We start from the raw sequence: 25,841 nt of genomic DNA on the forward strand, positions 1-25,841 counted from the left end.
ATCGCCCAAAGTCCGCTTCCCAGCGGCACTGAAATCCACCGACAGAACCGCTACCCTGATGCTCAGAGGGTGTGATCGTGAAGACGGCAATCATATTCGACTGCGAGTTTCTTTGCCTCGAGGGTTCGCAACGCAGGTTCTGGTGCGCGGCCCACGATCCCGACCCGGTGATCGCACAGATCGGCGCGGTCAGGCTTGGACTTGAGGACGACTATCCCCTGTTGGGCATGCACAAGGCCTATATCAGACCGGTCGACCGGTTTGGTCAGAGATACGCCCTCGACCCGTTCTTCACCACTCTGACCGGCGTCACCGAGGAAGACTTGGAGACCAAAGGGGTCGCGCTGGGAGAAGCCCTCGCGGATATGGATCGCTTTTCCGGAGGAGCGCGGTTCTGGTCCTGGGGCAAGGACGAATTGAACATGATCGCCATCAGCTGCTATTGTCGCGGGCATTCAACCTTCGATCCCGGCCACCCGGTTTGACAATGCCGTCAAGCTGCTGATCGCGGCTGGGATGCCGATCGAGGATCTGGCGAGAACGCCGAGCAACAAACTCGCGGATTACTATGACGTCGAGCACCCGCCATTGCAGGGGCACGACGCGCTCGATGACGCGCTGTCCGTGGCCTACACCCTGCGGCATCTGATGAAGACCGGAAAGCTCCGGCCGGACATCTTCGACCGCTTGTAGAAGAGTTTGGGTGGGATTCCGGCGTGCCTCGCGATCAGATAACCGAATCCGTCCAGCGCACGATCTGGCTGGCGGCGTCGCCAAACGCGTTGTCGAGCGCGCTGACATAGGCGGGATTGCCGCTGCCCGAAACGGGCGCGGATGCGGTGAAGCTCTTGGAGGCACGCACCTCGCCGTTGCGGTCGTTGAGAATGCGCACGAACAGATCGACCTCGGCATGCTCGCCGCCGTCGACGCGCACTTCGAACGACCGGATCTCGACGATCACCTGATAGTCGATCGCCAGGCCCTCGCCCGGCTTGCCGACGCCGGCGAAGCTGCCCGAACGCTGGAAGGTCTCGGCCAGCCGCGCCTGCACGATCAGTGGCAGCCGGTCGGCCCATTGCGCGCCCTTGAGGTACTGGATCGAGCGGTCAGATGGCTTGATGACGATGTTCTGGCTGTCCAGCGCCTTGAGCGCCGACGGCTGTGCGATCAGGATCTGGCGGCTACTGTGGCCACGCGCGTCGACCGACGGCGCCGACAATTCGAACGTATCGAGCGGCGCCGGCTTGCCGCCCAACGCCGCGCAGCCGGCCAGCGTCAGGGCAAGCAGCGCCGCAGCCGATGTCACCCCGCCCGTTTTCACCCACACAGACTTCACGCGCGATCCCCGTTGTCCCCGGAGCGTAAGATCAACCCGCTTTCGCGGCTCATGTTTCTGGGGCGCGCCGACGCCGAAGTCAACGCCGCGCCCTGCCGTCAAACTGACGGACCTCTCCTTCGCCGCCCGTTAGAATGCGCTGCGGATTGCGGCTGAGATCGGTCACCGCCTCCTCGATGCGGCTGATCGAACGGCGGCTGTCCTGCACCAGCGCCTCGACATTCGAAAGCCCCTGACCCGAGAAGCGCGCCAGATTGTCGGTGATGACGCCAAGGCGGGCGTTCAGCGTGTCGGCGACCTGCTTGAACGATTTCAGCGTCGCCCTGGCATCCGCCATCACGCCGTCGGCCTGCCCGGACCCGAGCAAGGTGTCGACCCGGGCGAGGATGCCATCGACGCGCACCGAGGCGTCGTTGAGGCGCTGCGCCAGTTGCTTGGCATCCTTGATCGTCTGGTCGATATCATCAGCCCGGTTGGCGAACTTGTCGGTCACCTCCGCGATGTCGGCGGCGGCCTTGTCGGCGCTTTCGCTGGCCTTCTGGATGTTGGCGAGCGCCGAGCGCACCTGCGCCGGGTCGATGCCGTCGAGCACGCCGTCGACCTTGGCCAGCGTGCCTTGTGTCTGCTTGGCGAAATCGTTGACCGACCCGACGGCCGTGTCGACGTTCTTGATGACGCCGTCGAGCTGCTTCGAAGTCTCCTTGAGGTTCCCCGTCACCGTGTCGACATTGGCGACGATGCTCTTGATCTTGTCCTTGTCGACGGCATTGAGCAGGCCTTCGGCTGCCTTCAGCGTGCCATCGAGCTTGCCGGAAACGCCTTTCAGCTCATCCGCCAGCGTGCTGGCGGCGGACAGGAACTTGTCGATGCCGTCCGAATTCTTGGCCAGCGCATCGGAGAACGTCTGCACATTCTGCACGGTCTGCGTCAGCGGCCCGCGAACGTCCCTGGTGAAGCCTTCGAGTTCCGTCAGCACCTTGTCGGCGCGGGTGAAGATGTTTTGGGCTGTCTGCAAGAGGTTGGTCACCGCAGAGGGGTTGGCGACAATCTCGGCGACTTTGCCTTCCTTTTCCGCCTGGTCGAGGAGTTTTACCTCCTTGGGGTCGGCGCCCTTGAGCTCGATGTTGGCCTGTCCGGTGAGACCGGCAAGACCGATATCGGCTTGCGTCGACTTGGTGATCGGCGTCAGGCGATCGATCTCGGTGTCGGCGATGGCGACCGTCGGGTTGTCGACGTCGATATAGACGCGCCTGACATCACCGACCTTGACGCCGTTGAACAGCACGAAACTGCCGCGGCCAAGCCCGGACGCCGAGCCTGGAATACGCACGCGCAGCAACGTGGTCTCGCCCTTGTCGCCGATCGCCGCCGTCCAGTAGACGAAGGCAAACGCCGCCAGGATCGCAGCCAGCGTGAAAATGCCGACAATGACGTAGTTGGCTCTGGTTTCCATTGTCCCACTTATGGCTATGCGCGCGCTGCAAGATCAAGTTGCCGGGCGCGTTTTCCGCGGAAATAGGACTTTACCCACGGTTCCTCGCTCTTCAGCATGTCGTCGATCGTGCCTTCGACCAGCACTTTCTTCTTGCCGAGCACGGCCACCCGGTCGCAAGCGGTGAAAAGCGTGTCGAGATCATGCGTCACCATATAGACGGTCAGGTCCATCGTATCGCGCAGCTTGACCACCAGTTCGTCGAATTCCGCCGCGCTGATCGGATCGAGGCCCGATGTCGGCTCGTCGAGGAAGACGATGTCGGGATCGAGCGCGAGCGCCCGGGCCAGCGCCGCCCGCTTGATCATGCCGCCGGACAGTTCGGACGGGAATTTCTGCGCCGCGTCCGGCGGCAGTCCGACCAGTTCAACCTTGAGCATCGCCAGTTCGTCCATCAGCTTTCGCGGCAGGTCGAGATATTCGCGCATCGGCACCTGGGCGTTTTCCAGCACCGTCAGCGCCGAAAACAGGGCGCCGTGCTGGAACAGCACGCCAAGCCGCATGTCGATGCGCAGACGCTCGGCATCATCAGCTTTCTCGACATCGACGCCGAACAGCTTGATCGTGCCCGATTGCTTGCGTGTCAGGCCGAGAATGGTGCGCAGCAAAACGGATTTGCCGGCGCCCGAGGCGCCGACAAAGCCAAGGATTTCGCCGCGCCTTATGTCGAGCGACAGCTTGTCGAGGATAAGCTTGTCGGCGAAGGAAACGCTGATGTCGTGCGCGGATAGCACGATGTCGCCCTCACCCGCGTCATCAGCCAATGCGCCTGCCTTTTTCCGATTTCGCAGCTTCATCTCAGAACTCGATCGCTGCGTAGAACATGGCGAAAAGTCCGTCGAGGATGATGACGACGAAGATCGACTTCACCACCGAGGCGGTAACATGCTGGCCGAGCGATTCGGCGCTGCCGCCAACCTTCATGCCTTCGACCGAGGCAATCGTGCCGATGATCATGGCCATGAAAGGTGCCTTGATCAGGCCGGCAAAGATGGTGCTGAGATCGATGGCGACACGCAGCCGGTCGATGAAGGCGGCAGGCGGGATGTCGGAATAGAGCCAGGCAGCCAATATGCCTCCGCCGAGTGCGGCGAAATTGGCGATGATGGTCAGGCACGGCAAGGCGATGACCAGCGCCACCAGGCGCGGAAACACCAGGACACCGATCGGGTTGAGCCCGATGACCTTCAGCGCGTCGACCTCCTCGCGCATCTTCATCGAGCCGATCTCGGCGGTGATCGCACTGCCGGAGCGGCCGGCGATCATGATCGCCGTCATCAGCACGCCAAGCTCGCGCAAGATCAGCACGCCGACCAGGTCGACGACGAAGATATCGGCGCCGAAATAGCTGAGCTGATAGGCGCCTTGCTGGGCAACGATGGCGCCGACGATCGCCGACATCAGCACCACCACCGGAATGGCGCCGACACCCATGCGGTCGATCTGGTTGAAGATCGCCGCCGGGTTGACGGCGTGGCCACGGCCGAGCTTCATCTGCGCGCCGCGGATGGTGGCGCCGAGGATGTTCATCGAAGCGAGGAAGTCGTCGCGCATCTCGTAGACGCGGCGCCCGACCGCCTCCAGCGCGCGAATGACAATATTGGGCGGTCGCGCCGGACCAGATTCGGGTTCGCGCCGCACGGCCTCGCCCACAGCGTCGAGCAGGATCGAAGCGATCTCGCTCTGGCCTTGCATCTGGATCTCGACGCCCTTCTTCTCGAAGGCGCTGACCAGCCGGTCGATCAGCCAGGCGCCGGCGGTGTCCATCTTCTCGATCTTGGAAACATCGAGCGCCAAAGTTTTGAAACCGCTTCGTTTTTCGATCTTGCGCATGTCGGCGTCGATCACCGCAACGGTCCGTGTCGTCCAGATTCCGGAGAAGGCGCAGCCGAGAACGCCGTCCTCCTCGCCGATCGCCACGCGCGGTTCGTGGTCAGCCTCCCCTGCGGTCGTGCCGCTTGCGTCGCGCTTGCCGATGGTCAACATGGCGTCCTGTTTAGCCTGACGGGTCTGACCTGTCGATTTGCCGACAACGCTTGTCGCATAGCAGGAGCAGAAAAATATGGCGCGTGTCATTTCGGTTGAGGCCGAGCGTTTTCCAATCGCCGGAACGTTCACCATTTCGCGCGGTTCCAAGACCGAAGCCGAAGTGATCTCCTGCACGATCAGCGAGGGCGGCCATGCCGGCCGCGGCGAATGCGTTCCCTACAAGCGCTATGGCGAGACCATGGACGGCGTGCGCGAGGCGATCGAGGTCATGCGCGACCGGATCGCCGGCGGCATCAGCCGGACCGCCTTGCTCGATGCCATGCCGGCCGGCGCCGCCCGCAATGCCATCGACTGCGCCTTATGGGATCTCGAAGCCAAGCTGAGCGGTAGACCGGTGGCATCGAGCATAAGTGCCACTCCACTGCGGGCGCTCGAAACCGCCTACACGCTGTCGCTGGGCGAGCCAGATGCGATGGCGGCGCAGGCCCGCGGCAATGCGGCGCGGCCGCTGCTCAAGGTCAAGATCGGCGGCGACAACGATATCGCCCGCATCCGCGCGGTCAGGCTAGCGGCGCCCGACAGCCGCATCATCCTCGACGCCAATGAGGGCTGGACCGACGACAACATCGTTGCGAACCTTGCCTTTGCCGCCGATCAGGGCATCGCGCTGATCGAACAGCCGCTGCCGGCCGGTCATGACGAAATCCTGCGCCATATCGCGCATCCCATGCCGATCTGCGCCGATGAAAGCGTGCACGAGGCTGAGTATCTCGAAGCGCTTGTCGGCCTCTACGACGCGGTCAACATCAAGCTCGACAAGTCGGGCGGCCTGACAGCCGCCCTTGTGTTGCGCGATCGTGCCCGTGAACTCGGTTTCGGCGTGATGGTCGGTTGCATGGTCGGCACGTCGCTGGCCATGGCGCCGGCGGTGTTGCTCGCTCAGGATGCCGATTTCGTCGACCTCGACGGTCCCCTGCTGCTTGCCCGCGACCGTGTGCCCGGCCTTGTCTACCAGGGATCGCTGGTGTCACCGCCTGATACGGCGCTGTGGGGCTGAGCGCGCCGCAAGCCCGATCAGCAACAGGCCGATCAAGGCGATCGGGATCATGGCAAAAAAGCCGTCGACGCCGAAACGGTCGTAAAGCGGGCCGGACGCCAGCGTCACCACCGCCATGAAGAAGCCGTTGGAGAAATAGGCGATGCCTTGCGCAGCACCTGTTCGCTCCTCTGACACCGTTTCGCCGATCATCTTTTGCAGGCCGATCAGCACCAGCGCCACCGAGACCGAGTGCAGCGTCTGGACACCGAAAAATCCGGCAACGCCGAGCCCGAGCGGCCAGACCAGCGGAAAGGCGATCCAGCGCACGATCGAGCCGATCCCTGCCATCACCATGATCGACACGACGGAGAACCGGTCGAAAAAGCGGGTGAACATCATGAACATGCAGACTTCCGACACCACGCCCCACGCCCACAAAAGGCCGACAACCGAATCGCTGATGCCGATCGATTTCCAGTAGATGGACACGAAGCCGTAGAGGAATGCGTGGCTGGCGGTGATGACGCCGACGCCGATGGAAAAATACAGGAAATACGGGTTGAGAAGCTTCGGCGCGGCGTGCTGGATGTCGGTGGCCGACAGCGGCGAGGCGCGTCGCGGACGGCCAAGACGCGGCGCCAGCAGGCCGGCGGCAAGGGCCGCGACAAACGCCACCAGAATGATCACCGGAACCGCCCGCGAGCCGGTTGCCGACAGAATGAAGCCACCGGCGACATTGGCGCAGAGATAGGAGATCGAGCCCCATTTGCGCATGCTCGTATAGTTCGAGCCGAAGCGGCGCACACCCGAAAGTGCCAGCGAATCGGCGATCGGCGAATGCGGCGTCCAGACAATGGTCAGCGCCAGTGAAACCGCCAGCACCATGGCGTAGGTCGGCGTCAGGAAATAACCTGCCGACAAAAGCAGCGACGCAGCCATCAGCGCGACATAGACATCGGCGCGGTCCCGGGCACGGTCGGCCAGCGCGGTCAGTAAAGGCGTCGTCACCACGCGCAGGAACATAGGGGCCGCCAGAATGACGGCGATCTGCTCGGCATGGAAACCCTTGGCCTGCAGCCACAGCGGAAAATAGGGCAGATGCGTTCCGAGCGGCACGAACAGCGTCGCGAAGATCAGGCTCATGCGCAGTTCGAAATGGCGCGGCTTGACGAGTTGTTCGGGCGAAAGCGGCGGCAGGGACATGAATCGATCCAATCACGCTGCACTCGGCCGGACGGCAACGCGTATCGATCCCTTAACATGGGGAAAAACCGGGCGAAACCGGTTGGACTAATCGATTGATCCCAGAGCGTGGATGAACTTCGGCGCTATGCCGCCTGCCCTACCCGGTCTTCGAGGAGCAGCGGGATAAAGGGTTCGTCCGGTGCCTCGGGCAGCACCTGCGCCCAGGTCAGGATTTCCATCCGGCCATCAAAATGCTCGACCACAGCCGTGCAGCTTTCCACCCAGTCGCCGGTGTTGATGTACTGGACATCGCCAAAATTCTCGATGACGGCATGATGGATGTGGCCGCAGATGACGCCGTCGACATGCGAGCGGCGCGCCTCGTCCGCAAGCATAGTCTGGAACGAGCCGATGAAATTTACCGCCTTCTTGACGTTATGCTTGGCCCAGGAGGAAAACGACCAGTAAGGCAGGCCAAGCAGCTGGCGCAGCCGCGTTACCACACGGTTGACCAGCATGGCCGCGTCATAGGCATGGTCGCCGAGATAGGCGAGCCAGCGCGCATTGTGGACGACGGTGTCGAACTGGTCGCCATGGATGACGAGCAGGCGCTTGCCGTCGGCGGTCTCGTGGATGGCGCGGTCGGCGACAACAATGCCGCCGAAATGCACGCCCTGGAACTGGCGGGCGAACTCGTCATGATTGCCTGCGATGTAGGTGATGCTGGCGCCCTTGCGCGCCTTGCGCAGCAATTTCTGCACGACATCATTGTGGCTTTGCGGCCAGTGCCAGCTCCGCCGCAACCGCCAGCCGTCGACGATATCGCCGACCAGATAGATGATGTCGGCGTCGTGATGTCGAAGGAAATCGATCAGGAATTCGGCCTTCGCCGCCTTCGAGCCCAAATGGACGTCGGAGATGAACATGCTGCGAAAAGTGCGGGGCTCTTGGCCGGACATCGCGATTTCACCCTTGCTTTCGCGAGAGGCTATGCCCCGATTCATGCAACAACCGTATGACGGTTGCGATTGGTCCAGCCGAAGGACTAGCCTGCCGCCGGCTTACAAGGAGAAAATCATCATGGATCTCGGCATTCGCGGGAAGAAGGCCATCGTCTGCGCTTCGAGCAAGGGGCTTGGGCGCGGCTGTGCCATGGCGCTGGCCGAAGCCGGCTGCGATATCGTCGTCAACGGGCGCAATGCCGAGCTGGTGGCGAAAACCGCCGCGGAGTTGCGCCAGCGCTATGGCGTCACGGTGACGGAAGTGGTCGGCGACGTCTCAAAGCCGGAGGTGCAGAAGGCGCTGCTCGCGGCCTGTCCCGAGCCAGATATCCTCGTCAACAACAATGGCGGGCCGCCGCTTCGCGACTTCCGCACGCTTGATCGCGAAAAGATCCTCGAAGGCGTCACCCAGAACATGGTGACGCCGATCGAGCTGGTCCAGGCTGTCCTCGACGGCATGGCGGCGCGCGGCTTCGGCCGCATCGTCAACATCACCTCGCTGTCGGTCTATGTGCCCATTCCCGGCCTTGATCTCTCGTCCGGCGCGCGCGCCGGCCTGACCTCGTTCCTTGCCGGCGTGGCCCGAACCGTCATCGACCGCAACGTGACCATCAACAGTCTTTTGCCGGGCAAGCTCGACACCGACCGGCTGCGCGGGCCGCACGAGGCCGGCACCGTCGAGGACCCCACGGCCGCCGCAGCACGCAAGACCCGCATCAGCGCCGATGTTCCGGCCAAGCGGCTCGGCACGCCGGAAGAATTCGGCCAGATCTGCGCCTTCCTGTGCTCGGTCCATGCCGGCTATCTGACCGGGCAGAACATACCGGTCGACGGCGGTCTCTACGTCAGCGCCTTTTGATCGACGCACCTGCCGAACAGCAGGACTCATCTGCTATGAAATCGGCATAAGCATTTGATAGATCATGACTTTCGACGCGCCGCCGGGTAAAGCTGCCGGCGCGTCAATTAGCATCGCGAAAAACCTCGGCTGCATGCTAAAAGAGAATCTCCAGGCAGATTTCGAGGGAGCGGCCGCATGGAAGGCGAGAGCAAAAAGACGGCACGTTCGGACCTCGACGAAGCCGCCCTCTACTTCCACAAGCATCCAAGGCCGGGAAAGCTCGAGATCCAGGCGACCAAGCCGCTTGGCAACCAGCGCGACCTCGCGCTCGCCTATTCGCCTGGCGTCGCCGCCCCTTGCCTGGAAATCCGCGACGATCCGGCGACCGCCGCCGACTACACCGCGCGCGCCAATCTGGTCGGTGTGGTCTCCAATGGATCGGCGGTGCTCGGCCTTGGCAATATCGGCCCGCTGGCCTCCAAGCCGGTGATGGAAGGCAAGGCGGTCCTGTTCAAGAAGTTCGCCGGCATCGACGTCTTCGACATCGAGATCGACGCGCCGGGGATCGAGCGCATGGTCGAGACGATCTCGGCGCTGGAGCCGACCTTCGGCGGCATCAACCTCGAGGATATCAAGGCGCCGGAATGCTTCGAGGTCGAGGAGCAGTTGAAGGCCCGCATGGGCATACCGGTGTTCCACGACGACCAGCACGGCACCGCCATCATCGTCGCCGCCGCCGTGCTCAACGGGCTGGAATTCGCCGGCAAGACCATATCGGACATCAAGATCGTCACCTCCGGCGCCGGCGCTGCCGCCCTTGCCTGCCTCAACCTGCTGGTCTCGCTCGGCGCGCGGGTCGAAAACATCTGGGTCACCGACCGTTTCGGCGTCGCCTACAAGGGCCGCACCGAGGAGATGGACCGCTGGAAAGATCCTTATGTGAAGGACACCGAGGCGCGTACGCTGGCCGACGTCATCTCAGGCGCCGACGTCTTCCTCGGCCTGTCGGCGGCAGGCGTGCTGAAGCCGGAACTGCTCGAGCACATGGCGCCGAAGCCGCTGATCCTGGCACTGGCGAACCCCAATCCGGAGATCATGCCGGAAATAGCGCGTGCGGCGCGTCCCGATGCGATGATCTGCACCGGCCGGTCCGATTTTCCCAATCAGGTCAACAACGTACTGTGTTTCCCTTACATTTTTCGCGGTGCGCTAGATTGCGGCGCCAGCGCCATCAACGAGGAGATGAAGATGGCGGCGGTGCGGGCAATCGCAGCGCTCGCACGCGAGGAACCTTCGGACGTCGCTGCCCGCGCCTATTCCGGCGAGACGCCGATCTTCGGACCCGAGTTCCTGATCCCCTCGCCCTTCGATCCGCGCCTCATCCTGCGCATCGCCCCGGCGGTCGCCAAGGCTGCCTGCGACACCGGTGTCGCGACAAGGCCGATCACCGACTTCGCCGCCTATATCGACAAGCTGAACCGCTTCGTCTTCCGCTCCGGCTTGGTGATGAAGCCGGTATTCTCATCCGCCAAGGCCTCAACGGCCAAGCGAGTCATCTATGCCGACGGCGAGGATGAGCGGGTGTTGCGCGCCGCCCAGGTGGTGCTCGAGGAAGGCATTGCCGAACCGATCCTGATCGGCCGCCCGCACGTCATCGAGGTGCGCCTGAAGCGCTATGGGCTGCGCATCAAGCCCGGCGTCGATTTCGGCCTGATCAACCCGGAGGACGATCCGCGCTACCGCCACTATGTCGACCTGCTGATCGAACTCGCCGGCCGGCGCGGCGTGACGACGGAGGCCGCGCGCACCATGGTGCGCACCGACAACACGGTGATTGCAGCACTTGCGCTGAAGCGCGGCGATGCCGATGCCATGGTCTGCGGCCTCGAAGGCCGCTTCGAGCGGCATCTGCGCAACGTCACCCTGATCATCGGCCCTCGCGCCGGCGTCAAGGACCACGACCTGTCGACGCTTTCCATGCTGATCTCGCAGCGCGGCATCATCTTCTTGACCGACACGCACGTCTCCGTCGACCCGACGGCCGAGGAGATCGCCGAGATGACCGTGCTGGCGGCGGAAGAAATTCAGCGCTTCGGCATCGAGCCGAAGGCCGCACTTCTCTCGCATTCGGATTTCGGCTCGCGCGATTCACCCAGCGCGCTCAAGATGCGGCAAGCCGCGGCGATCCTGGCGCGCATCGCGCCTGACCTTGAGTGCGACGGCGAGATGCATGCGGATAGTGCTTTGTCCGAGCATCTGCGCCAGCGCGTCTATCCCCACTCCAGGCTGAAGGGCGAAGCCAACCTGTTGGTGTTCCCCAATCTCGATTCGGCCAACATCACGCTGACCGCGCTCAGGACCATGATGGATGCGCTGCATGTCGGGCCGATCCTGCTCGGCACCGACATGCCGGCGCACATATTGACGCCGTCGGTCACCTCGCGCGGCGTCGTCAATATGACGGCGCTTGCCGTGGTCGAAGCCGCCCACAAGGCGCAGGCGGTCGTCAATCTGGGCTGAACACGGATTTCGGGTAAACTGCAGTTAACCGCGAACACTGTAGCCTTGCGGCCAACGGGCGGGATTTGGGCAGGCGGAGTTTGGGCGTATGGCAAGCGGAGGGTGGAAGCAGGCGCATGCTGCCGTGCTGCTAGGCCTCCTGTTGTCCGCAACCTGGGGGATAGCCGAGCCACAGGCCGCTTCGCGGGTCTGCCGTCAGTTGGAGGCCGATCTTGCCGCGGCCTCACGGGGCGGTGGTGGCGGTCAGGCGCTGATCCGGAAATACGACTCCGCAATTTCCAGGCAGCATGAGCAGATCTCGAAGGCCCGCAGCCAGGCGGGCCGGGCCGAATGCGGCTTTTCGCTGTTTGGCCGCAACCTCAATGAATGCGCCGGGCTCAACGCCACCATCGATCGCATGAATACCAATCTCGATGCTTTGCAAAACAAGCGCGAGCGGCTGGCCGGCGGCGGCTCGCGCCGTGACCGCGGACGCATCCTGGCGGCGCTTGACGCCAATGGCTGCCGCGACGACACCGTTGCGCCACGGCGCGCGCCCCTGCAGGAAGCGAACCGCGAAGACGGCAGCACAAACCTGTTCGACCAGCTTTTCGGCGGCAACAGCCGGCAACTCGATACATCGGATGCACTTGACCAGCCTGATGATCCCGGTGAAGAGCGCAGCGTCCGCCGGGTGCTCAACCAGCCCGGCGTACCGGATTCTCCGAGCGTCGGCGGTGAATTCCACACCTCCTGTGTGCGCACCTGCGACGGCTACTTCTTCCCGATGTCGAACTCGGCCTCGGCAGGCGATTTCGAGCGTGACCAGAAGAATTGCGAATCGAGCTGCCCCGGCACCGAGATGCAGGTTTTCTACTCGCGCGGCATGGACGACGATTCGGCTTCGATGACGTCATCGGTAACCGGCCGGCCCTACAGCGAATTGCCGACCGCCTATCTCTACAAGCAGCCCGACATGTCGCGTCCGCCGGCTTGCGGCTGTAACGCCGCCGCGCAGGGCTTCCAGATCATCGCCGGCAATCCGCCAAATCCGGAGCAATCGCAGCCCGAAACGGATACGGCACCGTTCATTCCGGTCCCGGTTTCCAAGTCAGATCCGGGCTCCGATCCTGAAAGCCTGGCCAATCTGGAAGGCGGGCTCGATCGCGAGGCGATCAAGCGGCTTTCCGCCAAGCCGGTGACGTCGCCGGTGTCCGCGCTGCCGCCGGAACAGCGCAAGGTCAGGGTCGTCGGGCCAACGTTCCTTCCCGACCCATCAGCGGCAATAGATCTGCAAGCTCCGGCCCCGAAGGCAGTCCGGTAAGGGCTGTTCTGAGCGGCATGAACAACGCCTTGCCCTTGCGGCCGGTTGCTTCCCTGATCTTGCCCGTCCAGTCCTTCCAGATCGTCGCGGTCCAGGGTTCCTCCGGCAGCAGGTCGAAGGCCTGTTGAAGAAAATCGCGGTCGTCATCTGAAAATTCCGACCTCTCCTGCGGCCCTTCGCGCAGGATACGCCACCAGTTGACCGCATCGGCCAGCCGATCGAGATTGCCGCGCACCGCCAGCCAGAACGGTTCGGCATGCTCGCCCGAGACGCCGAGCACGATCAACCGGTCTTGCGCCTCGGCGAATGGCATGTGGTGCAGCAGCGACCGGTTGAGCACGAACAGCCCGTCCGGATCGAACTTGGCCGCGGATTTCGATGTCGCCGCCGGATCGAAGCGTTCTGCGAGTTCACCCATCGTCGGCACCGCCGCGACGTTCTCCGAGGTGCCGACCAGCACGGCCAGCGAAGCCACCGCCATAGGCTCGATGCCGTCCTCGCGCAGGCTTTCGATCGAGAGCGCGCCGGTGCGCTTCGAAAGTCCTTCGCCCGATGCCGTGGTCAGGAGGTTGTGGTGGCCGAACACCGGCGGCTCGGCTGCCAGCGCCTGGAACAGGGCGATCTGCACACCGGTGTTGGTGACGTGGTCGTCACCGCGGATGACATGGCTGACGCCCATCTCGATGTCGTCGACGACGGAAGGCAGCGTATAGAGATAGGTGCCGTCCTCGCGCACCAGAACCGGATCGGACAGCGAAGCGAGGTCAACGGTTTCCTCGCCACGCACCAGATCGTTCCAGTGGATTTCGGTGCGTTCTGGCTGCAGCGGATCCCCCGTGAAATTGGGCAGCAGGAAGCGCCAGTGTGGCCGGCGGCCATCGGCCTGGTATTCGGCGACTTGCTCCCCCGTGAGCGCCAGCGCCTCGCGGCCATAGACCGGCGGCAGGCCGCGCGTGCGGCGCACCTTGCGCCTCAGATCGAGCTCCTCGGGCGTTTCGTAGCAGGCGTAGAGAACGCCTGATGCCTTCAGCCTCTCGACCGCCGCGTCATAGATCTCGATGCGCCGCGACTGGTACTCGGTGGCATCGGGGAAAATGCCCAGCCAATGCAGGTCGTAGAGGATGGCGTCGGAAAACTCCTGCTTCGAGCGCGCAATGTCGGTGTCGTCGAAGCGCTGGATGAAGCGGCCCTTGTTGTTCATGGCAAACAGCCAGTTGAACAGGGCCGTGCGCGCATTTCCGATATGGATGCGGCCGGTTGGCGAAGGGGCGAAACGAACCGTAACTGTCATGAGCGGGGCGTACCGGATGCTTTTGTGGTTGACAAGACGCGCCCCCGCGCTGTCCGGCAGACATAGAACATGGCACGCGCAATGAAAAGACCGGGCGGTGGACGCCTCAGGCGGCGCCCAGTCCGGCGGCGGCCTTTATAACCGCGCGGCCAGCCGATGGAGCCGACGAACGGTTGCGGCGATCAGCGGCCGAAGTCGTCGGAGCTGAGGCGTGTCCAGCGGTCGCCCATCAACCCACCGATAAAGATGTCGCCGGAACGGACCGCTTCCGTGACCTCGGCGATTCGTGAGCGGACCATCGTCCCTCCGGTATAGCGGAAGAAGACATTCTTGTAGCCGAAGAGTTGGGGCATGAATCTACTCTGCGTCTGACCAGTGATGCCCACGCAGCCCATCTCCCACGCGGTGGCGACAAGACCATCCAGCGTCGCGCCCCAGTGAGATCCGGACGCCTGGATTTGCAACAGGTTCGCGACGTCGCCGGCTTGACCGTAGAAGGCATAGCAACCGAGCATTTTGCCCGTTTCGTCGTAAGTTCCACCGAAATGAAGTGGGCCGTCGGCCCGCTTCTCGGCCGCCAGCGCGAGCAGCCGTGGCAGCTCGCCATCCTTCCAACTCGGCCGAAGAGAGTAACCGGACAGGAGGGTCGGCAGCTTCTCGGCAAATTGCACGGCATCGATCGGCTCACGGTGGATGCGATGCGACGATGAAGGCTGGACGGGGGGCTCGAACCTTCGTTTCGCTAGAGCATCGAATGCTCGCGCGCATGGATCGAGTGCCAAGCGCGGCAGGCCAGGCCATTTACGGTGCAGTGCTGCGGCGGCCATCGCGGCTGGCCGGAAAACATATGTCCATCCCAGACAATGCGCCGGCAGGAGCTGATACTTCATCGGGCGAGCGAAGGCCAAAGATGTCCGGTTGGCCGAATCGGTCAGCTGCAGATCGAATTCGCCTTGATGCAAGGCACGCAGCAATTGCGGTCCGGCCGAGCCGTCATCGGTGCCGGGGTCGGCCATGAGCGGACCGATGATCGCCGCATTCAATGCCGCTCCGTTGAGTTCGTAGCGAGCTTTCAGGACGCCGAGGAACCCACCCAGACGACCCTGCCGGTTGATCTGGACAAGAGCGTTGCTCGCACCGGACTGGCCGGCAGGGTCAAGATAAATCTCTCTCATATACTCGGCCGTCTCCGCGATCGCGCGATCGAGGAGATGACGCCGCCGCCGGCGAAACTTCGTCAGGAAGAGTGCGGCGACGCTCTCGAGATCTTCGGCAGCGAGCGGCCGAACCGAGCCGTGCTGAGATTCCAGCACCGAGGGCGCAGCCAGCTTTTCCAGACCGGCATTTGCGGAAACAAGATGCATCGTGAAGAGCGCCCTTGGGTTGCCTCGATCAAATATATATCAACCAAAGGTAGAAACAACGTATCTCGGTCAGTATGATGAACAGAGGTCTGAAAACTTAGTATCCCGGAACAGGAGCTCGCAGGCAAATTTAGCATACGCTGACAGGGACCTCGAATGCCTCACGCCGCTGATGGGCAGGTTCGGCTGTACCGCGCAATTGCGTGCCCTGCTCCAACCCGCTGGGCTGACAGCGCCGGACAGAGGCGGCCTCCGGCCGAAGCCGGAGGCCACCTCAGGTCAGATCACCAGGCCCTTGGTCAGTTCCAGCGCCTGGCGTTCGAACAGGCGGCGGTAGATGCCGCCCTTCAGCCGGATCAGTTCGTCGTGCGAGCCTTCCTCGACGATGTTGCCGCGGTCGAAGACCAGCAGCCGGTCGAGCGCCCGCACCGTCGAGAGCCGGTGCGCGATGACAAGCGTCGTGCGGCCGACCATCAGCCGCTCCATCGCCTGTTGGATCAGCACTTCCGATTCCGAATCGAGGCTCGATGTCGCCTCGTCCAGGATCAGGATGCGCGCATCGGCAAGGAACGCACGCGCGATTGCCACGCGCTGACGTTCGCCACCCGACAGTTTCACGCCGCGTTCGCCGACCAGCGTGCCGTAGCCTTTCGGCAGGTTGGTGATGAAGTCGTGCGCGCTCGCCAGCTTCGCGGCATGCTCGATGTCCTCCTGCGTAGCACTCGGCCTGCTATAGGCGATGTTCTCGGCCAGCGACCGGTGGAACAGGATCGGCTCCTGCTGGACGATGGCGATCTGGCCGCGCAGCGACGCTTGTGCCACCTGCGAGATGTCCTGGCCGTCGACCAGGATTTTTCCCGCATTCACGTCATAGAGCCGCTGGATCAGCTTGACCAAAGTCGTCTTGCCCGAACCAGAATGGCCGACAAGCCCGACGCGTTCACCCGGCGCGATATCAACCGAAAAATCGCGGTAAAGCGCCGATCGGTGACTGCCGTAGTGAAAGGTGACGTTGTCGAAGCGGATATCCCCTTCGGTGATCCGGATCGGCTTGGCGCCGGACCGGTCCTCGATGCCGAGCGGTTCGGACTGGAAATCGACCAGTTCCTCCATGTCGTTGATCGAGCGCTGCAGATTGCGGATATGCGTGCCGATGTCGCGCAAATAGCCCTGCAGCACGAAGAACGAGGTCAGCACGAAGGCGACGTCGCCGGCGCTCGCTTGCCCCCACGACCACAGCATCAGCGCCAGGCCGATCACCGCCGCGCGCATGACCAGCAGCAGCGCCCCTTGCGTGGTGCCGTTGATGGTGCCGCGCACCCAGGTGCGCCGCGTGCGCGCACGCCATTTGGCGACGACCCTGGCAAGGCGGCGCTCCTCGCGCTCCTCGGCGCCAAAGCCCTTGACCACGGCGTTGCAGCTGACCGCGTCGGCCAGCGAGCCACCGAGGCGCGTGTCCCAGGTGTTGGCGAGCCTTGCCGCCGGGGCGACATAGCCAAGCGACAGCATCGCCGTCACCGTGATGAACAGCACCGAGCCGGCGGCAACCACCGCGCCCATCAGCGGCCAGAACCAGCCGAGCAGCAGCGTCGAGCCGACCAGCATGACGACGGACGGCAGCAGCGCGATGAGGATGGTGTCGTTGAGCAGGTCGAGCGCCCACATGCCGCGCGTCACCTTGCGCACGGTCGAGCCGGCAAAGCTGTTGGCATGCCAGTCGGTGGAAAAGCGCTGGACGCGGTGGAAGGCGTCGGCGGCAATGTCAGCCATCATCTTCAGCGTCAGCTCGACGATCGCCATGAACGCAAGGTTGCGCAAGACAACGCCGGTCAATGCCAGGGCCATCAGCATCGAAAACGCCGCCATCGCGGCATTCCAGGCAATCGTGTCGGCGCCGGCGCTGCTGGCGACGGCATCGACCAGCCGGCCGGAATAGAGCGGCGTCAGGACGTCGGCCAGCGTCGACAGCAGGAAGCCGCCCATGATGAGTGAAAGCCGCCACGGCTGGCGCCGCCAATGGGTGAGCGTGAAGCCGAGAACGCTGCGAAAGGCGCTTGCGCGCAAATCGATCTTAAAACGAGCCATGATGTCATTCGGGCGCAAACGAGCCCGATCCCAGTAAGGTCGAAAATTGAAGAAGCCGCGCAAGGGGCCAATGAGTGCCCAGAAAGCGGAGTGGCATATTTGGCGTCTCGCCCGTAATCGGGCGGCGACCGGCATCGGCATAAGCCTGTGCTCGATCCGGCATCCGTGCGAAGGGTGAACTTTCGCGGAGTGCCGGATGAGACCTAGGCTTCGCGGCCTCGCATTACCATTTCAAATACTGCCATTCGGACCTCCCGCAAATGAATCGCGGAAAGGTCTTTATAGAGACGCTCCGATGCATCGCCAAGACGAGTTCACGCCAGAAGTGTATCTGGCCCAACCACTGCGATTATTTTGCAACAATGACGAGCAAGCTAGCCGCGATCTCTGAACCGATTGGTGATGGGATAACGGCGGTCGCGACCAAAATTCTTTTTGGTGATCTTCACACCGGGCGCCGCCTGCCGGCGCTTGTATTCGGCGATGTAGAGCAGGTGCTCGATGCGCGTCACCGTCGCCCGGTCATGGCCGCGTGCGACGATGTCATCGACGCCCATCTCATTCTCGACCAGGCATTCGAGGATATCGTCCAGCACCGGATAGGGCGGCAGCGAATCCTGGTCGGTCTGGTTCTCGCGCAATTCCGCCGACGGCGCCTTGTCGATGATGTTCTTCGGGATCAGCTCGCCCGAAGGCCCGAGCGCGCCCGGTGGCACGTGGCTGTTGCGCCAGCGCGACAGCGCGTAGACCTGCATCTTGTAAAGGTCCTTGATCGGGTTGAAGCCGCCATTCATGTCACCATAGAGCGTGGCGTAGCCGACCGACATCTCGCTCTTGTTGCCTGTGGTGACGACCATCGAGCCGAACTTGTTGGAGATCGCCATCAGGATGGTGCCGCGCGCACGGCTCTGCAGATTCTCCTCGGTGATGCCTTCCTTGGTGCCTTCGAACATCTGCGTCAATGCGTGCAGGAAGCCTTCGACCGGCTCGAAGATCGGCACGATGTCATAGCGGCAGCCGAGCGCACGGGCGCAGTCCTCGGCATCTTTCAGCGAGTCCTTCGAGGTGTAGCGGTAGGGCATCATCACCGCGCGCAGGCGTTCCTCGCCGAGCGCATCGACGGCGAGCGCCGCACAGATCGCCGAATCGATGCCTCCGGACAGACCAAGCACGACGTTCTTGAAGCCGTTCTTGTTGACGTAATCACGCAGGCCCAGCATGCAGGCGCGGTAGTCGGCCTCCTCCCGGTCTGGTATCTTCGACATCGGACCTTCAGAACAGACCCAATGATCGCCTTGCCGCTTCCAGGTGGTGACGTCGACCGCTTCCTCGAACTGGCTCATCTGGAAGGCGAGCGTCTTGTCGGCGCCAATTGCAAATGACGCGCCGTCGAATATCAGCTCATCCTGGCCGCCAAGCTGGTTGGCATAGATCATCGGCAGTCCGCATTCGATGACCTGGCGGATGACGACCTGGTGGCGGACATCGATCTTGGCGCGGTAGTAGGGCGAGCCGTTCGGCACCAGCAGGATTTCCGCGCCGCTTTCGGCCAGCGATTCGCAGATGTCGACGTCGCCCCAGATGTCCTCGCAGATCGGAACCCCAATCCGCACACCGCGGAAATTGACCGGCCCCTGGATCTCGGGACCAGCCTGGAAGACGCGCTTCTCGTCGAACTCGCCGTAATTGGGCAGATCGAGCTTGTAACGTTCAGCGATGATCTTGCCGTCGTCTGCGAAGATGATCGAATTGTGCGTGCCGCTCTTGCGCTTCAGCGGCGTGCCGATGATGACGCCGGGGCCGCCATCGGCGGTATCGGCGGCAAAGTCCTCTGCCGCCCTTTCGCAGGCCTTCAGGAATGCCGGCTTCAGCACCAGATCCTCCGGCGGATAGCCGGCGAGGAAAAGCTCTGTGTAGAGCACGAGATCGGCGCCCTGGCGCGCGGCATCCGCCCGCGCCTCGCGCGCCTTGGCGAGATTGCCTGATATGTCGCCGACGGTCGGATTGAGCTGGGCGACAGCGATGCGCAGGATGTCGAGTTTCTTAGTCATGCCTGCTGACTTAGCGCGGCAGATTTCGCCGGGCAATGGCGTTCGTTTGGACCAATTCGGACCGATCGATATCGATCGTGTCCCGACTGAATGACATATGTCATTCATGTCCTGCCCGATCGACGAATGTGGCCAGACGACTGGTATCAATCGTCGCCCATATATTCGCGCAGCGATTGCGGCGAATGGTTCTCACCGATCGACATCGCCAGGATGCGCGAGATATGGCGGCGCGGCAGGCCTGTCTGCGCCACCCACAAGTTGATCTGTGCCTGGATCTTGTCGAGATCCCTCTTCGAGGTCGGGCTTCCGGCGATGTCGAGGCCGGCGTCGCGCAATGCCGCAGCCATATCCCCCGAGATGACGAAGGCATCCCAACCCAGCCAGCGCAGAAAATATTGGCCGGTGTTGCCGCCGAGCCGGCTGCCATGCTTGCCGAGCCAAGCCATCAGCCCGACCTGGTCGTCGGCCGGCCAGTTGGCGAGGAATTCGCCGAAGCCGCCATATTCCCCGGACACGCGTTCGACGAAGGCGGCATTGTCGCGAACGGATCTGATCTTCTGCGGATTGCGCACGATGCGCTGATCGGAAGCCAGATCGTGCCAGAAATCATCGGGCTGGAACAACAGCCGCTTCGGCTCGAAGCGCAGAAACGCCTCTTCAAAGCCCGGCCATTTCTGCTCGATGACGCGCCAGACGAAACCGGCGGCAAAGACGCGCTCGGCCATAACAGACAGAATGCGATCGTCCGCAATGTCAGCCACGGCGGCATTGTCGGGTGCCGGGCCCAGCAGTGACGTCAATTCCTCCTCGCCGCCTTTGCGTTTTGCAGCGCGTGCGCGGATTTTTGCGAAATCAGGCATTCTGCTTGCATCCTCACGCCGTGCTTTTGACGAGCCGGCATCTTCCTATATGGAAACCAGGCTGCCAAGCCGATGCTTTGTATGGAGACATCCATGAACAAGACCGTGCCCGAACTGGCCAATCGCTGGCTGAGGCGAAACCCGGAGAATTTGAGCGAGTTGGAGAGACGGGTGCTGCAGAGTACCGTCGACCGCAAGCCTATATCGCAAGATACCAACAACCTTGCCGGCCTTCAGGGCGCGGGCGACCGTATCGCCGACGCCATAGCGCGCATCGGCGGTTCGTGGACGTTCATCCTGTCCTTCATCGCCTTCCTCATCCTCTGGATCGGCGCCAATTGGTGGCTGCTGGGGCGAGATTCGTTCGATCCCTACCCCTTCATCTTCCTCAACCTCGTCCTCTCGATGATCGCCGCCTTGCAGGCGCCGGTGATCATGATGTCGCAGAACCGCCAGGCGGCGCGCGACCGCATCGACGCCGCCCACGACTACGAGGTCAATCTGAAGGCCGAGATCGAGATCATGGCGCTGCACGAAAAGCTGGACGAACTGCGCCACAGCCAGATCATCGGCATGCGCGATGAGATCGCGCAGATAGCCGAACAGCTGAAGCGGATTGACGAACGGCTCACCCCCCAGACCCAGCCCTCATGACGCAGGCCATCCATCATTTCATCGAACAATACGGGCTGCTTGCGGTCTTTCTCGGCTGCGTCGCGGAGGGCGAAAGTGCCGCCATCCTCGGCGGCTTCTTCGCCCACCAGCACGTCTTCGTGCTGTGGCACGCCTTCCTTGCAGCCGCCCTCGGCGCCTTCGTCGGCGACACCTTCTTCTTCATCCTTGGACGAAGCTTTGCCGACCATCGTTATGTCGTCAGATTGCGCAAGCGGCCCGGCTTTCGCCGCGCCTTTCGCCTGTTCAACACCCGTCCCAACATTTTCGTGCTGTCCAACCGCTATGTCTACGGCATGCGCCTTGTCGGCGGCATTGCAGCCGGGCTGTCGCGCATCACGGTACAGCGTTTCGTCATTCTCAACGCGCTTTCATCGATCATCTGGGCCGTTCTGTTCAGCACCATCGGCTATGTCTTCGGGCTGGGCGCCGAGCGCATCATCGGACAGGCATTGGCTCATCATGAGCGGTTGCTGATCGCGCTTGCCATTGGGCTGACGGTGGCGGTCCTTGGCTGGTTCGTCGCCCGCCATGTCGCCAAAAAGGAACGCGCCAGGGAGAGCTGATCCGGACGTGCCCCGAATATCAACGAGTCCTAGTCTACGCCGAGCGCCACATCGCCCCGATCGAGGATCAGCGGGATGATGAGGTCTTCCTCGTCGGCAAGATGCCGGGTCAGCATGGCGATCAGCCGGCTGTTTTCGTCGGCATAGGCGTCGGCGGCGAAGCGCTGTCTGTCCTCGCTCCCCTGAAGCGTCTTGATGAAGGCATTGGCCGCCTCGGCATTGCGCTCCAGCCCTTCATGGATGGTGTGGTGGTCGGCATCGAGGATCTCGAAGCCGCGCTTCAGCCGCGTCTCCGCCTTGGCGAAGACCGGGAAATAGTGATGGTCCTCGACATTGTGGTGACCGTCGAGATTACCGAGAAAATGATTGAGGCGCGGCGCGAACCAGCGCGCGAAGTCGGGCGCCGTCAGCTTGCCCTCGCGGTAGTCGCCAATGCCGTTAGTCAGCATACCGCCAAGTTCGCGGAACATGTCGTGCCGCTGCAGCCACATATTGGCGATGCCATGGATGTTGGCATGGCCCTGCCAGTTTTCACGCGGATATTTCTCAGTCAGCCAGCGGAGATCGTCTGGCAGGCCGGCTCGCTCAAGAAGCAGAAAGTTCGTGGCTTCAGACATGACGGTTTCCTTTAGATACCGTCATATAGGAGCTGGGATGCTAGATCGGTAGCCCCGTGATCCGCTCGATAATGGCGATGCCCCATACTCCGGCGACGATGAGCACCGAAATCAACACCGCCAGCGAACCACAGTCCTTGGCCAGTTGGATGTCGACATTGAACTCGCGGCTGAAGGCGTCGCATGCCGCCTCGATGCCGGTGTTCAGCACTTCGACCATGATAAGCAAGAGCACCGCGCCGATCAGCAAGGCATAGCCGCGCCACGAGATCGAAACGAACCAGCCGAGCGGCAAGGCCAGCGCGAACAGCATCAGTTCCTGCTGGAAGGCCTTCTCGCTGACGGCCAGTTTGCGAAACGCCCGCACCGAATTGAAAAAAGCGTCGATCAGCCGCTGCATGCGCAAACCCCTTTCCGAATCACCGGCACGGGATAATGCAATGGCTGGCCAGATCAATGGAATAAGGCGACTTGTCCAAGATTCATTCAGCGACCGGTATGGACGGCGTCGACTTTTCGAATTGCGGCAGCGTGTCGTCGATTGAATAATAGTCGCCCTTGTCACCGACGAAGATATGGCATTCCCCCTCAAGGCTTGTCGGCTTGTCGAACGATCCCGCCATGACTGAAATGTAGTCCTGGTCTCGCGGCTTCCAGAACAGCACCGACCCGCATGCCTTGCAAAACCCGCGCTTGGCGAAGGCAGATGCTTCGTACCAGGTGATGCTTTCCGTGCCTTCGATCACGATGTCGGCGTTGGCAACATTGGTCGCGGCATAGAAATGTCCGCTCTGCTTGCGGCATTGCGAGCAATGACAATAGACGACGCCACGCAACGCTCCGTCCGTTCTGAAGCGGACCGCTCCGCACAAACACGATCCTCGGTGACTATCACTCACGTCGACCCCTCCTTGAAGAAAAATTGCCCGGCATCGCCATCAGGATTCCAGCTTTGCGGCGACCACACGCAAGCAAATGCGACATGTACTGGCGCGGTGAATCCGAAATTCAGTTTCCCTTTTTAGAGCGCAAGGCGCGAACTTCGGATTCAAAGCCACCAAACTGGCGTCGTTACGGATTGTTGGTGGCCGGATTAAAGCTTTTACAGAGAAAAACGTGTTCGTTTTTACAAATTAAGGAAACTTTAGCGCTGGCGCATTTATGGTCACGGCAAGCGAAGATCGTGGGTGGGGACGCAACCCTTTGCAAGTTGTTCTGGAGTGTCGGTCGCATTCCCCCGGTCGGCGACAAAGGGAACCCGCGAATTCTGCAGCGGAATCCGAGGGAAGAATCAAAAATGCAGCCGGCAGCTCTCCCGACCGAACGAAGCACCGACATCACAGCCAGTGTTGTTGCCACAATGCGCCAGCTGGGTGTGCTCGGCCTGCCGCGCAACTACGAGATTTTCTACGAGGCACTGAGCGGCACCAATCGCGAACTCAGCCTCGCCGTCGTTTCGCTGAGCAGCCGGCCGACACAAGATGAACTGGATCAGATCGGGCGCACTTTCTTTGCCCATAACCATGGTCCCGGCATCGTCGAGCATGCCAGAGACATCATCGCCAGGGAGCTCGAGGAGGTCGCTTCGCTGTTGCGGAGCGAGCGCAGCCATATCGAGAAATACGGCAGGATCCTCGATGAGACATCGAGCGGCCTCAGCGGTCGCAGCCTTCTGTCTCAGGATCTTTTGCAGAAGATCGCCAACGCCATGGCGACTGCCACCAATTCGACGATCGATCACGGCAGGCAGGTGGCCTCGACGCTCAGCGACAAGACGGCCGAACTCGAGAGCGTCAAGTCGAAACTCGAAGAGTACAAGCGGTTGGCCGATACCGATCCCTTGACCCATATCTGGAATCGCCGCGCCTTCGACAAGGAAATCACCAGGATCTACAACAGCAACAGGGGTATCCTGTTCAACGCCTTGATCCTTGCCGACATCGATCGCTTCAAGGACATCAACGACCGCTACGGCCACCCGGTCGGCGACAAGATCATCCAGATCATCGCCGACATCTTCCAGACCGGCATTCGCGGCGACATGTTCGTCGCCCGCACCGGCGGCGAGGAGTTCGCGCTGATCATCGAGGGCGCCAGCGAGGACGCCACCTATGAGATCGCCGAGCGCATCCGCGCCCTGATCGAGCAGACGCCGTTCACCAGCAGCCAGACCGGCACCAATTACGGCACCGTCACCGTCTCGATGGGCATCTGCATGGCATCCGAGGCCGAGGGGCCGGAGGATCTCTACACCAAGGCCGACCGGGCGCTCTATCGCTCGAAGGTCAGCGGCCGCAACCGCGTCACCAAGCACTCGACGATGGCTGGCCGGGCCGGCAAGAGCTGGCTGCTCTACAAGAAGGACTGAGCTTCCCCTTCGGTCGCTTCTGCGGATTGTTTTGCATCCGCCCCTTTCCATATGAATTTTTGTGGCCTATATTTTCCACAGAAATAGGAAAGTGCCGCGATGCAACTTCAAACCGCTGCCAAGACGGCCGAGAATGCAGTCCTGACCAAGGCAACGCTGCGCGCGGCCGATCTGCTGGACATCACCGCCAGGATGCTGGCCTCGGTGATCGGCGTTTCGGAGGCCACGGTTTCGCGCATGCGCAGGGACGAATTCCTGCTCGAGCGCGGCACCAAGCCATTCGAGCTCGCCGTGTTGTTCGTCAGGCTGTTCCGCTCGCTCGACGCCATTGTCGGCGGCGACGCAGCTGTCGCCCGGGCATGGCTGAAGAACGCCAACACGGCGTTCGATGCCGCTCCGCTTGAAAAAATTATCACCATCACCGGGCTTGTCGATGTCATCGCCTATCTGGACTCCCGACGCGCTCTCGTCTGAGGCAGTCGGCGTCTACGGCAAATACTGGCGCATGGTCGAGGCGCAGCACCATGTCTCGACGCTGAAAATCGTCGACACGCTCGACGAGCAGGCGATGCTGGAAGACTTGATCGAGGAAACCAAGCCGCAGATTCCCCTCGAATGCCGCCATCTCCACTATCTCCTGGCAACGCCCTTCCGTTACGGCTCGGTCTATCCGCACGGTTCGCGCTTCCGCCGCGCCGGCAGGACCCAAGGCGTCTACTATGCGGCCGAAACCATGATGACTGCGGTTGCCGAAATGGCCTTCTATCGGCTGCTGTTCTTTGCCGAGTCGCCCAAAACACCCTGGCCGAGCGATGCCGCCGAATACACGGCCTTTGCCGCCGCGATCAAATGCACCAGGGCGATCGACATCACCCGGCCGCCGCTCGATCGCAACGCCGCGGCGTGGACGCATCCAACCGATTATGCGGCCTGCCAAGCCATTGCCGACGTCGCCCGCGAGGCCGGGCTGGAAGCGATCCGCTACCGCTCGGCGCGTGACCCCAAAGGCGCCAACATTGCGCTGCTGACCTGCGGCGGCTTTGCCAAGGCCAAGCCGATGGAGCCACAGACCTGGCGCATTCGCCTCGGCGCGTTCGGCGTGCAGGCGATCTGCGAATTTCCGGAAAAGCGGATCGAATTCTCCAGAACCGCCTTTGCCGATCCCCGTCTCGTTGGCCTGCGCTGGGAACGCGGACACTGAACCAACCAAAAGAAAAGCGCCGGATTTCTCCAGCGCTTTTTCAGTCAACCGTTCCGG

The 25,841-nt window shown here is 62.4% G+C and carries 23 protein-coding genes and 1 pseudogene; 10 read left to right on the plus strand and 14 right to left on the minus strand.

The features are described 5' to 3' along the window. Positions 1-77: 77 nt before the first annotated feature. A pseudogene (locus tag ACFOJ9_RS16750) lies at positions 78-693 on the plus strand (3'-5' exonuclease). Positions 694-727: 34 nt separating this feature from the next. Here the strand turns inward: ACFOJ9_RS16750 and ACFOJ9_RS16755 are convergent. From ACFOJ9_RS16755 to ACFOJ9_RS16770, 4 genes are all read right to left on the minus strand, one after another. Continuing rightward, positions 728-1,336 (minus strand): ABC-type transport auxiliary lipoprotein family protein, encoded by a 609-nt coding sequence (locus tag ACFOJ9_RS16755; protein ID WP_378979993.1) that lies wholly within the window; start codon positions 1,334-1,336, stop codon positions 728-730. Between the two features lie 79 nt (positions 1,337-1,415). Continuing rightward, a complete protein-coding gene (locus ACFOJ9_RS16760) occupies positions 1,416-2,789 on the minus strand; it encodes an MlaD family protein (RefSeq protein WP_378979995.1) in 1,374 nt (457 codons plus the stop codon). Positions 2,790-2,803: 14 nt separating this feature from the next. After that, the gene (locus tag ACFOJ9_RS16765; protein WP_378979997.1) at positions 2,804-3,625 is read right to left on the minus strand and encodes an ABC transporter ATP-binding protein; all 822 of its coding nucleotides are present in this window, start codon (positions 3,623-3,625) and stop codon (positions 2,804-2,806) included. A 1-nt stretch (position 3,626) separates the two neighbouring features. Further along, complete coding sequence (locus ACFOJ9_RS16770) at positions 3,627-4,814, minus strand: MlaE family ABC transporter permease (protein ID WP_378979999.1); 1,188 nt, start codon at positions 4,812-4,814, stop codon at positions 3,627-3,629. Between the two features lie 76 nt (positions 4,815-4,890). On the opposite strand from ACFOJ9_RS16770, the gene dgcA reads away from it, so the two are divergent. Next, positions 4,891-5,874 carry an N-acetyl-D-Glu racemase DgcA gene (dgcA, locus tag ACFOJ9_RS16775; protein WP_378980001.1) on the plus strand — a complete coding sequence of 328 codons (984 nt, stop codon included), beginning with the start codon at positions 4,891-4,893 and terminating at the stop codon, positions 5,872-5,874. Here dgcA and ACFOJ9_RS16780 read toward each other — a convergent pair. Both ACFOJ9_RS16780 and ACFOJ9_RS16785 read right to left on the minus strand, forming a co-directional pair. Further along, positions 5,845-7,059, minus strand: a complete 1,215-nt coding sequence (locus ACFOJ9_RS16780) for an MFS transporter (protein ID WP_378980003.1) — start codon at positions 7,057-7,059, stop codon at positions 5,845-5,847. The genes dgcA and ACFOJ9_RS16780 overlap by 30 nt on opposite strands. Before the next feature lie 125 nt (positions 7,060-7,184). Next, on the minus strand, positions 7,185-8,000 hold the full coding sequence (locus ACFOJ9_RS16785) for a UDP-2,3-diacylglucosamine diphosphatase (protein WP_378980005.1): 816 nt from the start codon (positions 7,998-8,000) through the stop codon (positions 7,185-7,187). A gap of 121 nt (positions 8,001-8,121) precedes the next feature. Here ACFOJ9_RS16785 and ACFOJ9_RS16790 point away from each other — a divergent pair, with 121 nt between their 5' ends. The 3 genes from ACFOJ9_RS16790 to ACFOJ9_RS16800 all read left to right on the plus strand — a co-directional run bounded on the left by ACFOJ9_RS16790 (position 8,122) and on the right by ACFOJ9_RS16800 (position 12,706). Further along, positions 8,122-8,901: an SDR family oxidoreductase gene (locus ACFOJ9_RS16790; RefSeq protein ID WP_378980007.1), complete on the plus strand. Its 780-nt coding sequence runs from the start codon at positions 8,122-8,124 to the stop codon at positions 8,899-8,901. Positions 8,902-9,078: 177 nt separating this feature from the next. Continuing rightward, complete coding sequence (locus ACFOJ9_RS16795) at positions 9,079-11,403, plus strand: NADP-dependent malic enzyme (RefSeq protein ID WP_378980009.1); 2,325 nt, start codon at positions 9,079-9,081, stop codon at positions 11,401-11,403. Between the two features lie 88 nt (positions 11,404-11,491). Further along, positions 11,492-12,706 (plus strand): DUF2865 domain-containing protein, encoded by a 1,215-nt coding sequence (locus ACFOJ9_RS16800; RefSeq protein ID WP_378980011.1) that lies wholly within the window; start codon positions 11,492-11,494, stop codon positions 12,704-12,706. Here ACFOJ9_RS16800 and gltX read toward each other — a convergent pair. From gltX to ACFOJ9_RS16825, 5 genes are all read right to left on the minus strand, one after another. Beyond that, positions 12,624-13,997 carry a glutamate--tRNA ligase gene (gltX, locus tag ACFOJ9_RS16805; protein WP_378980013.1) on the minus strand — a complete coding sequence of 458 codons (1,374 nt, stop codon included), beginning with the start codon at positions 13,995-13,997 and terminating at the stop codon, positions 12,624-12,626. The two genes, ACFOJ9_RS16800 and gltX, sit on opposite strands and share 83 nt — an antisense overlap. A 182-nt stretch (positions 13,998-14,179) precedes the next feature. Continuing rightward, positions 14,180-15,361: a hypothetical protein gene (locus ACFOJ9_RS16810; RefSeq protein WP_378980015.1), complete on the minus strand. Its 1,182-nt coding sequence runs from the start codon at positions 15,359-15,361 to the stop codon at positions 14,180-14,182. Positions 15,362-15,640: 279 nt separating this feature from the next. After that, on the minus strand, positions 15,641-17,446 hold the full coding sequence (locus tag ACFOJ9_RS16815; RefSeq protein WP_378980017.1) for an ABC transporter ATP-binding protein: 1,806 nt from the start codon (positions 17,444-17,446) through the stop codon (positions 15,641-15,643). Positions 17,447-17,820: 374 nt separating this feature from the next. Beyond that, positions 17,821-19,497, minus strand: a complete 1,677-nt coding sequence (locus tag ACFOJ9_RS16820; protein ID WP_378980019.1) for an NAD+ synthase — start codon at positions 19,495-19,497, stop codon at positions 17,821-17,823. 146 nt (positions 19,498-19,643) lie between these two features. After that, on the minus strand, positions 19,644-20,360 hold the full coding sequence (locus tag ACFOJ9_RS16825; protein WP_378980021.1) for a DNA-3-methyladenine glycosylase I: 717 nt from the start codon (positions 20,358-20,360) through the stop codon (positions 19,644-19,646). A 93-nt stretch (positions 20,361-20,453) separates the two neighbouring features. Between ACFOJ9_RS16825 and ACFOJ9_RS16830 the strand changes: the two genes are divergently transcribed. Then, entirely contained in the window at positions 20,454-21,014 is a 561-nt protein-coding gene (locus ACFOJ9_RS16830) for a DUF1003 domain-containing protein (RefSeq protein ID WP_378980022.1), read from the plus strand. Continuing rightward, on the plus strand, positions 21,011-21,598 hold the full coding sequence (locus ACFOJ9_RS16835) for a DedA family protein (protein WP_378980023.1): 588 nt from the start codon (positions 21,011-21,013) through the stop codon (positions 21,596-21,598). Before ACFOJ9_RS16830 ends, ACFOJ9_RS16835 begins: the two co-directional genes overlap by 4 nt. Before the next feature lie 29 nt (positions 21,599-21,627). Here the strand turns inward: ACFOJ9_RS16835 and ACFOJ9_RS16840 are convergent, their stop codons facing one another. The 3 genes from ACFOJ9_RS16840 to ACFOJ9_RS16850 form a co-directional block, all read right to left on the minus strand. Continuing rightward, positions 21,628-22,215, minus strand: coding sequence for a hemerythrin domain-containing protein (locus ACFOJ9_RS16840; protein WP_378980024.1), 588 nt, complete (start codon positions 22,213-22,215; stop codon positions 21,628-21,630). 40 nt (positions 22,216-22,255) lie between these two features. Continuing rightward, positions 22,256-22,615, minus strand: a complete 360-nt coding sequence (locus ACFOJ9_RS16845) for a diacylglycerol kinase (RefSeq protein ID WP_378980025.1) — start codon at positions 22,613-22,615, stop codon at positions 22,256-22,258. Between the two features lie 82 nt (positions 22,616-22,697). Continuing rightward, positions 22,698-23,114, minus strand: a complete 417-nt coding sequence (locus ACFOJ9_RS16850) for a GFA family protein (protein WP_378980026.1) — start codon at positions 23,112-23,114, stop codon at positions 22,698-22,700. 398 nt (positions 23,115-23,512) lie between these two features. Here ACFOJ9_RS16850 and ACFOJ9_RS16855 point away from each other — a divergent pair, with 398 nt between their 5' ends. The 3 genes from ACFOJ9_RS16855 (at position 23,513) to ACFOJ9_RS16865 (ending at position 25,784) form a co-directional block, all read left to right on the plus strand. Next, a complete protein-coding gene (locus ACFOJ9_RS16855; RefSeq protein WP_378980027.1) occupies positions 23,513-24,583 on the plus strand; it encodes a diguanylate cyclase in 1,071 nt (356 codons plus the stop codon). Positions 24,584-24,682: 99 nt separating this feature from the next. After that, the gene (locus ACFOJ9_RS16860; RefSeq protein ID WP_378980028.1) at positions 24,683-25,057 is read left to right on the plus strand and encodes an MbcA/ParS/Xre antitoxin family protein; all 375 of its coding nucleotides are present in this window, start codon (positions 24,683-24,685) and stop codon (positions 25,055-25,057) included. Beyond that, a complete protein-coding gene (locus ACFOJ9_RS16865) occupies positions 25,017-25,784 on the plus strand; it encodes an RES family NAD+ phosphorylase (RefSeq protein ID WP_378980029.1) in 768 nt (255 codons plus the stop codon). The genes ACFOJ9_RS16860 and ACFOJ9_RS16865 overlap by 41 nt, the downstream gene beginning before the upstream one ends. Positions 25,785-25,841 lie beyond the last annotated feature (57 nt).

The organism is Mesorhizobium cantuariense, from assembly GCF_042647205.1.
Taxonomy (GTDB): domain Bacteria; phylum Pseudomonadota; class Alphaproteobacteria; order Rhizobiales; family Rhizobiaceae; genus Mesorhizobium; species Mesorhizobium cantuariense.

Excerpts from the sequence above, each read along its gene's own strand:
- dgcA (WP_378980001.1), top strand. The coding sequence starts at position 4,891 with ATGGCGCGTGTCATTTCGGTTGAGGCCGAGCGTTTTCCAATCGCCGGA.
- ACFOJ9_RS16780 (WP_378980003.1), bottom strand. The coding sequence starts at position 7,059 with ATGTCCCTGCCGCCGCTTTCGCCCGAACAACTCGTCAAGCCGCGCCAT.
- ACFOJ9_RS16840 (WP_378980024.1), bottom strand. The coding sequence starts at position 22,215 with ATGTCTGAAGCCACGAACTTTCTGCTTCTTGAGCGAGCCGGCCTGCCA.
- ACFOJ9_RS16795 (WP_378980009.1), top strand. The coding sequence starts at position 9,079 with ATGGAAGGCGAGAGCAAAAAGACGGCACGTTCGGACCTCGACGAAGCC.
- ACFOJ9_RS16815 (WP_378980017.1), bottom strand. The coding sequence starts at position 17,446 with ATGGCTCGTTTTAAGATCGATTTGCGCGCAAGCGCCTTTCGCAGCGTT.
- ACFOJ9_RS16860 (WP_378980028.1), top strand. The coding sequence starts at position 24,683 with ATGCAACTTCAAACCGCTGCCAAGACGGCCGAGAATGCAGTCCTGACC.
- ACFOJ9_RS16810 (WP_378980015.1), bottom strand. The coding sequence starts at position 15,361 with ATGCATCTTGTTTCCGCAAATGCCGGTCTGGAAAAGCTGGCTGCGCCC.
- ACFOJ9_RS16790 (WP_378980007.1), top strand. The coding sequence starts at position 8,122 with ATGGATCTCGGCATTCGCGGGAAGAAGGCCATCGTCTGCGCTTCGAGC.
- ACFOJ9_RS16825 (WP_378980021.1), bottom strand. The coding sequence starts at position 20,360 with ATGCCTGATTTCGCAAAAATCCGCGCACGCGCTGCAAAACGCAAAGGC.
- ACFOJ9_RS16785 (WP_378980005.1), bottom strand. The coding sequence starts at position 8,000 with ATGTCCGGCCAAGAGCCCCGCACTTTTCGCAGCATGTTCATCTCCGAC.
- ACFOJ9_RS16820 (WP_378980019.1), bottom strand. The coding sequence starts at position 19,497 with ATGACTAAGAAACTCGACATCCTGCGCATCGCTGTCGCCCAGCTCAAT.
- ACFOJ9_RS16830 (WP_378980022.1), top strand. The coding sequence starts at position 20,454 with ATGAACAAGACCGTGCCCGAACTGGCCAATCGCTGGCTGAGGCGAAAC.
- ACFOJ9_RS16855 (WP_378980027.1), top strand. The coding sequence starts at position 23,513 with ATGCAGCCGGCAGCTCTCCCGACCGAACGAAGCACCGACATCACAGCC.
- ACFOJ9_RS16800 (WP_378980011.1), top strand. The coding sequence starts at position 11,492 with ATGGCAAGCGGAGGGTGGAAGCAGGCGCATGCTGCCGTGCTGCTAGGC.
- gltX (WP_378980013.1), bottom strand. The coding sequence starts at position 13,997 with ATGACAGTTACGGTTCGTTTCGCCCCTTCGCCAACCGGCCGCATCCAT.
- ACFOJ9_RS16845 (WP_378980025.1), bottom strand. The coding sequence starts at position 22,615 with ATGCAGCGGCTGATCGACGCTTTTTTCAATTCGGTGCGGGCGTTTCGC.
- ACFOJ9_RS16835 (WP_378980023.1), top strand. The coding sequence starts at position 21,011 with ATGACGCAGGCCATCCATCATTTCATCGAACAATACGGGCTGCTTGCG.
- ACFOJ9_RS16765 (WP_378979997.1), bottom strand. The coding sequence starts at position 3,625 with ATGAAGCTGCGAAATCGGAAAAAGGCAGGCGCATTGGCTGATGACGCG.
- ACFOJ9_RS16760 (WP_378979995.1), bottom strand. The coding sequence starts at position 2,789 with ATGGAAACCAGAGCCAACTACGTCATTGTCGGCATTTTCACGCTGGCT.
- ACFOJ9_RS16865 (WP_378980029.1), top strand. The coding sequence starts at position 25,017 with ATGTCATCGCCTATCTGGACTCCCGACGCGCTCTCGTCTGAGGCAGTC.
- ACFOJ9_RS16770 (WP_378979999.1), bottom strand. The coding sequence starts at position 4,814 with ATGTTGACCATCGGCAAGCGCGACGCAAGCGGCACGACCGCAGGGGAG.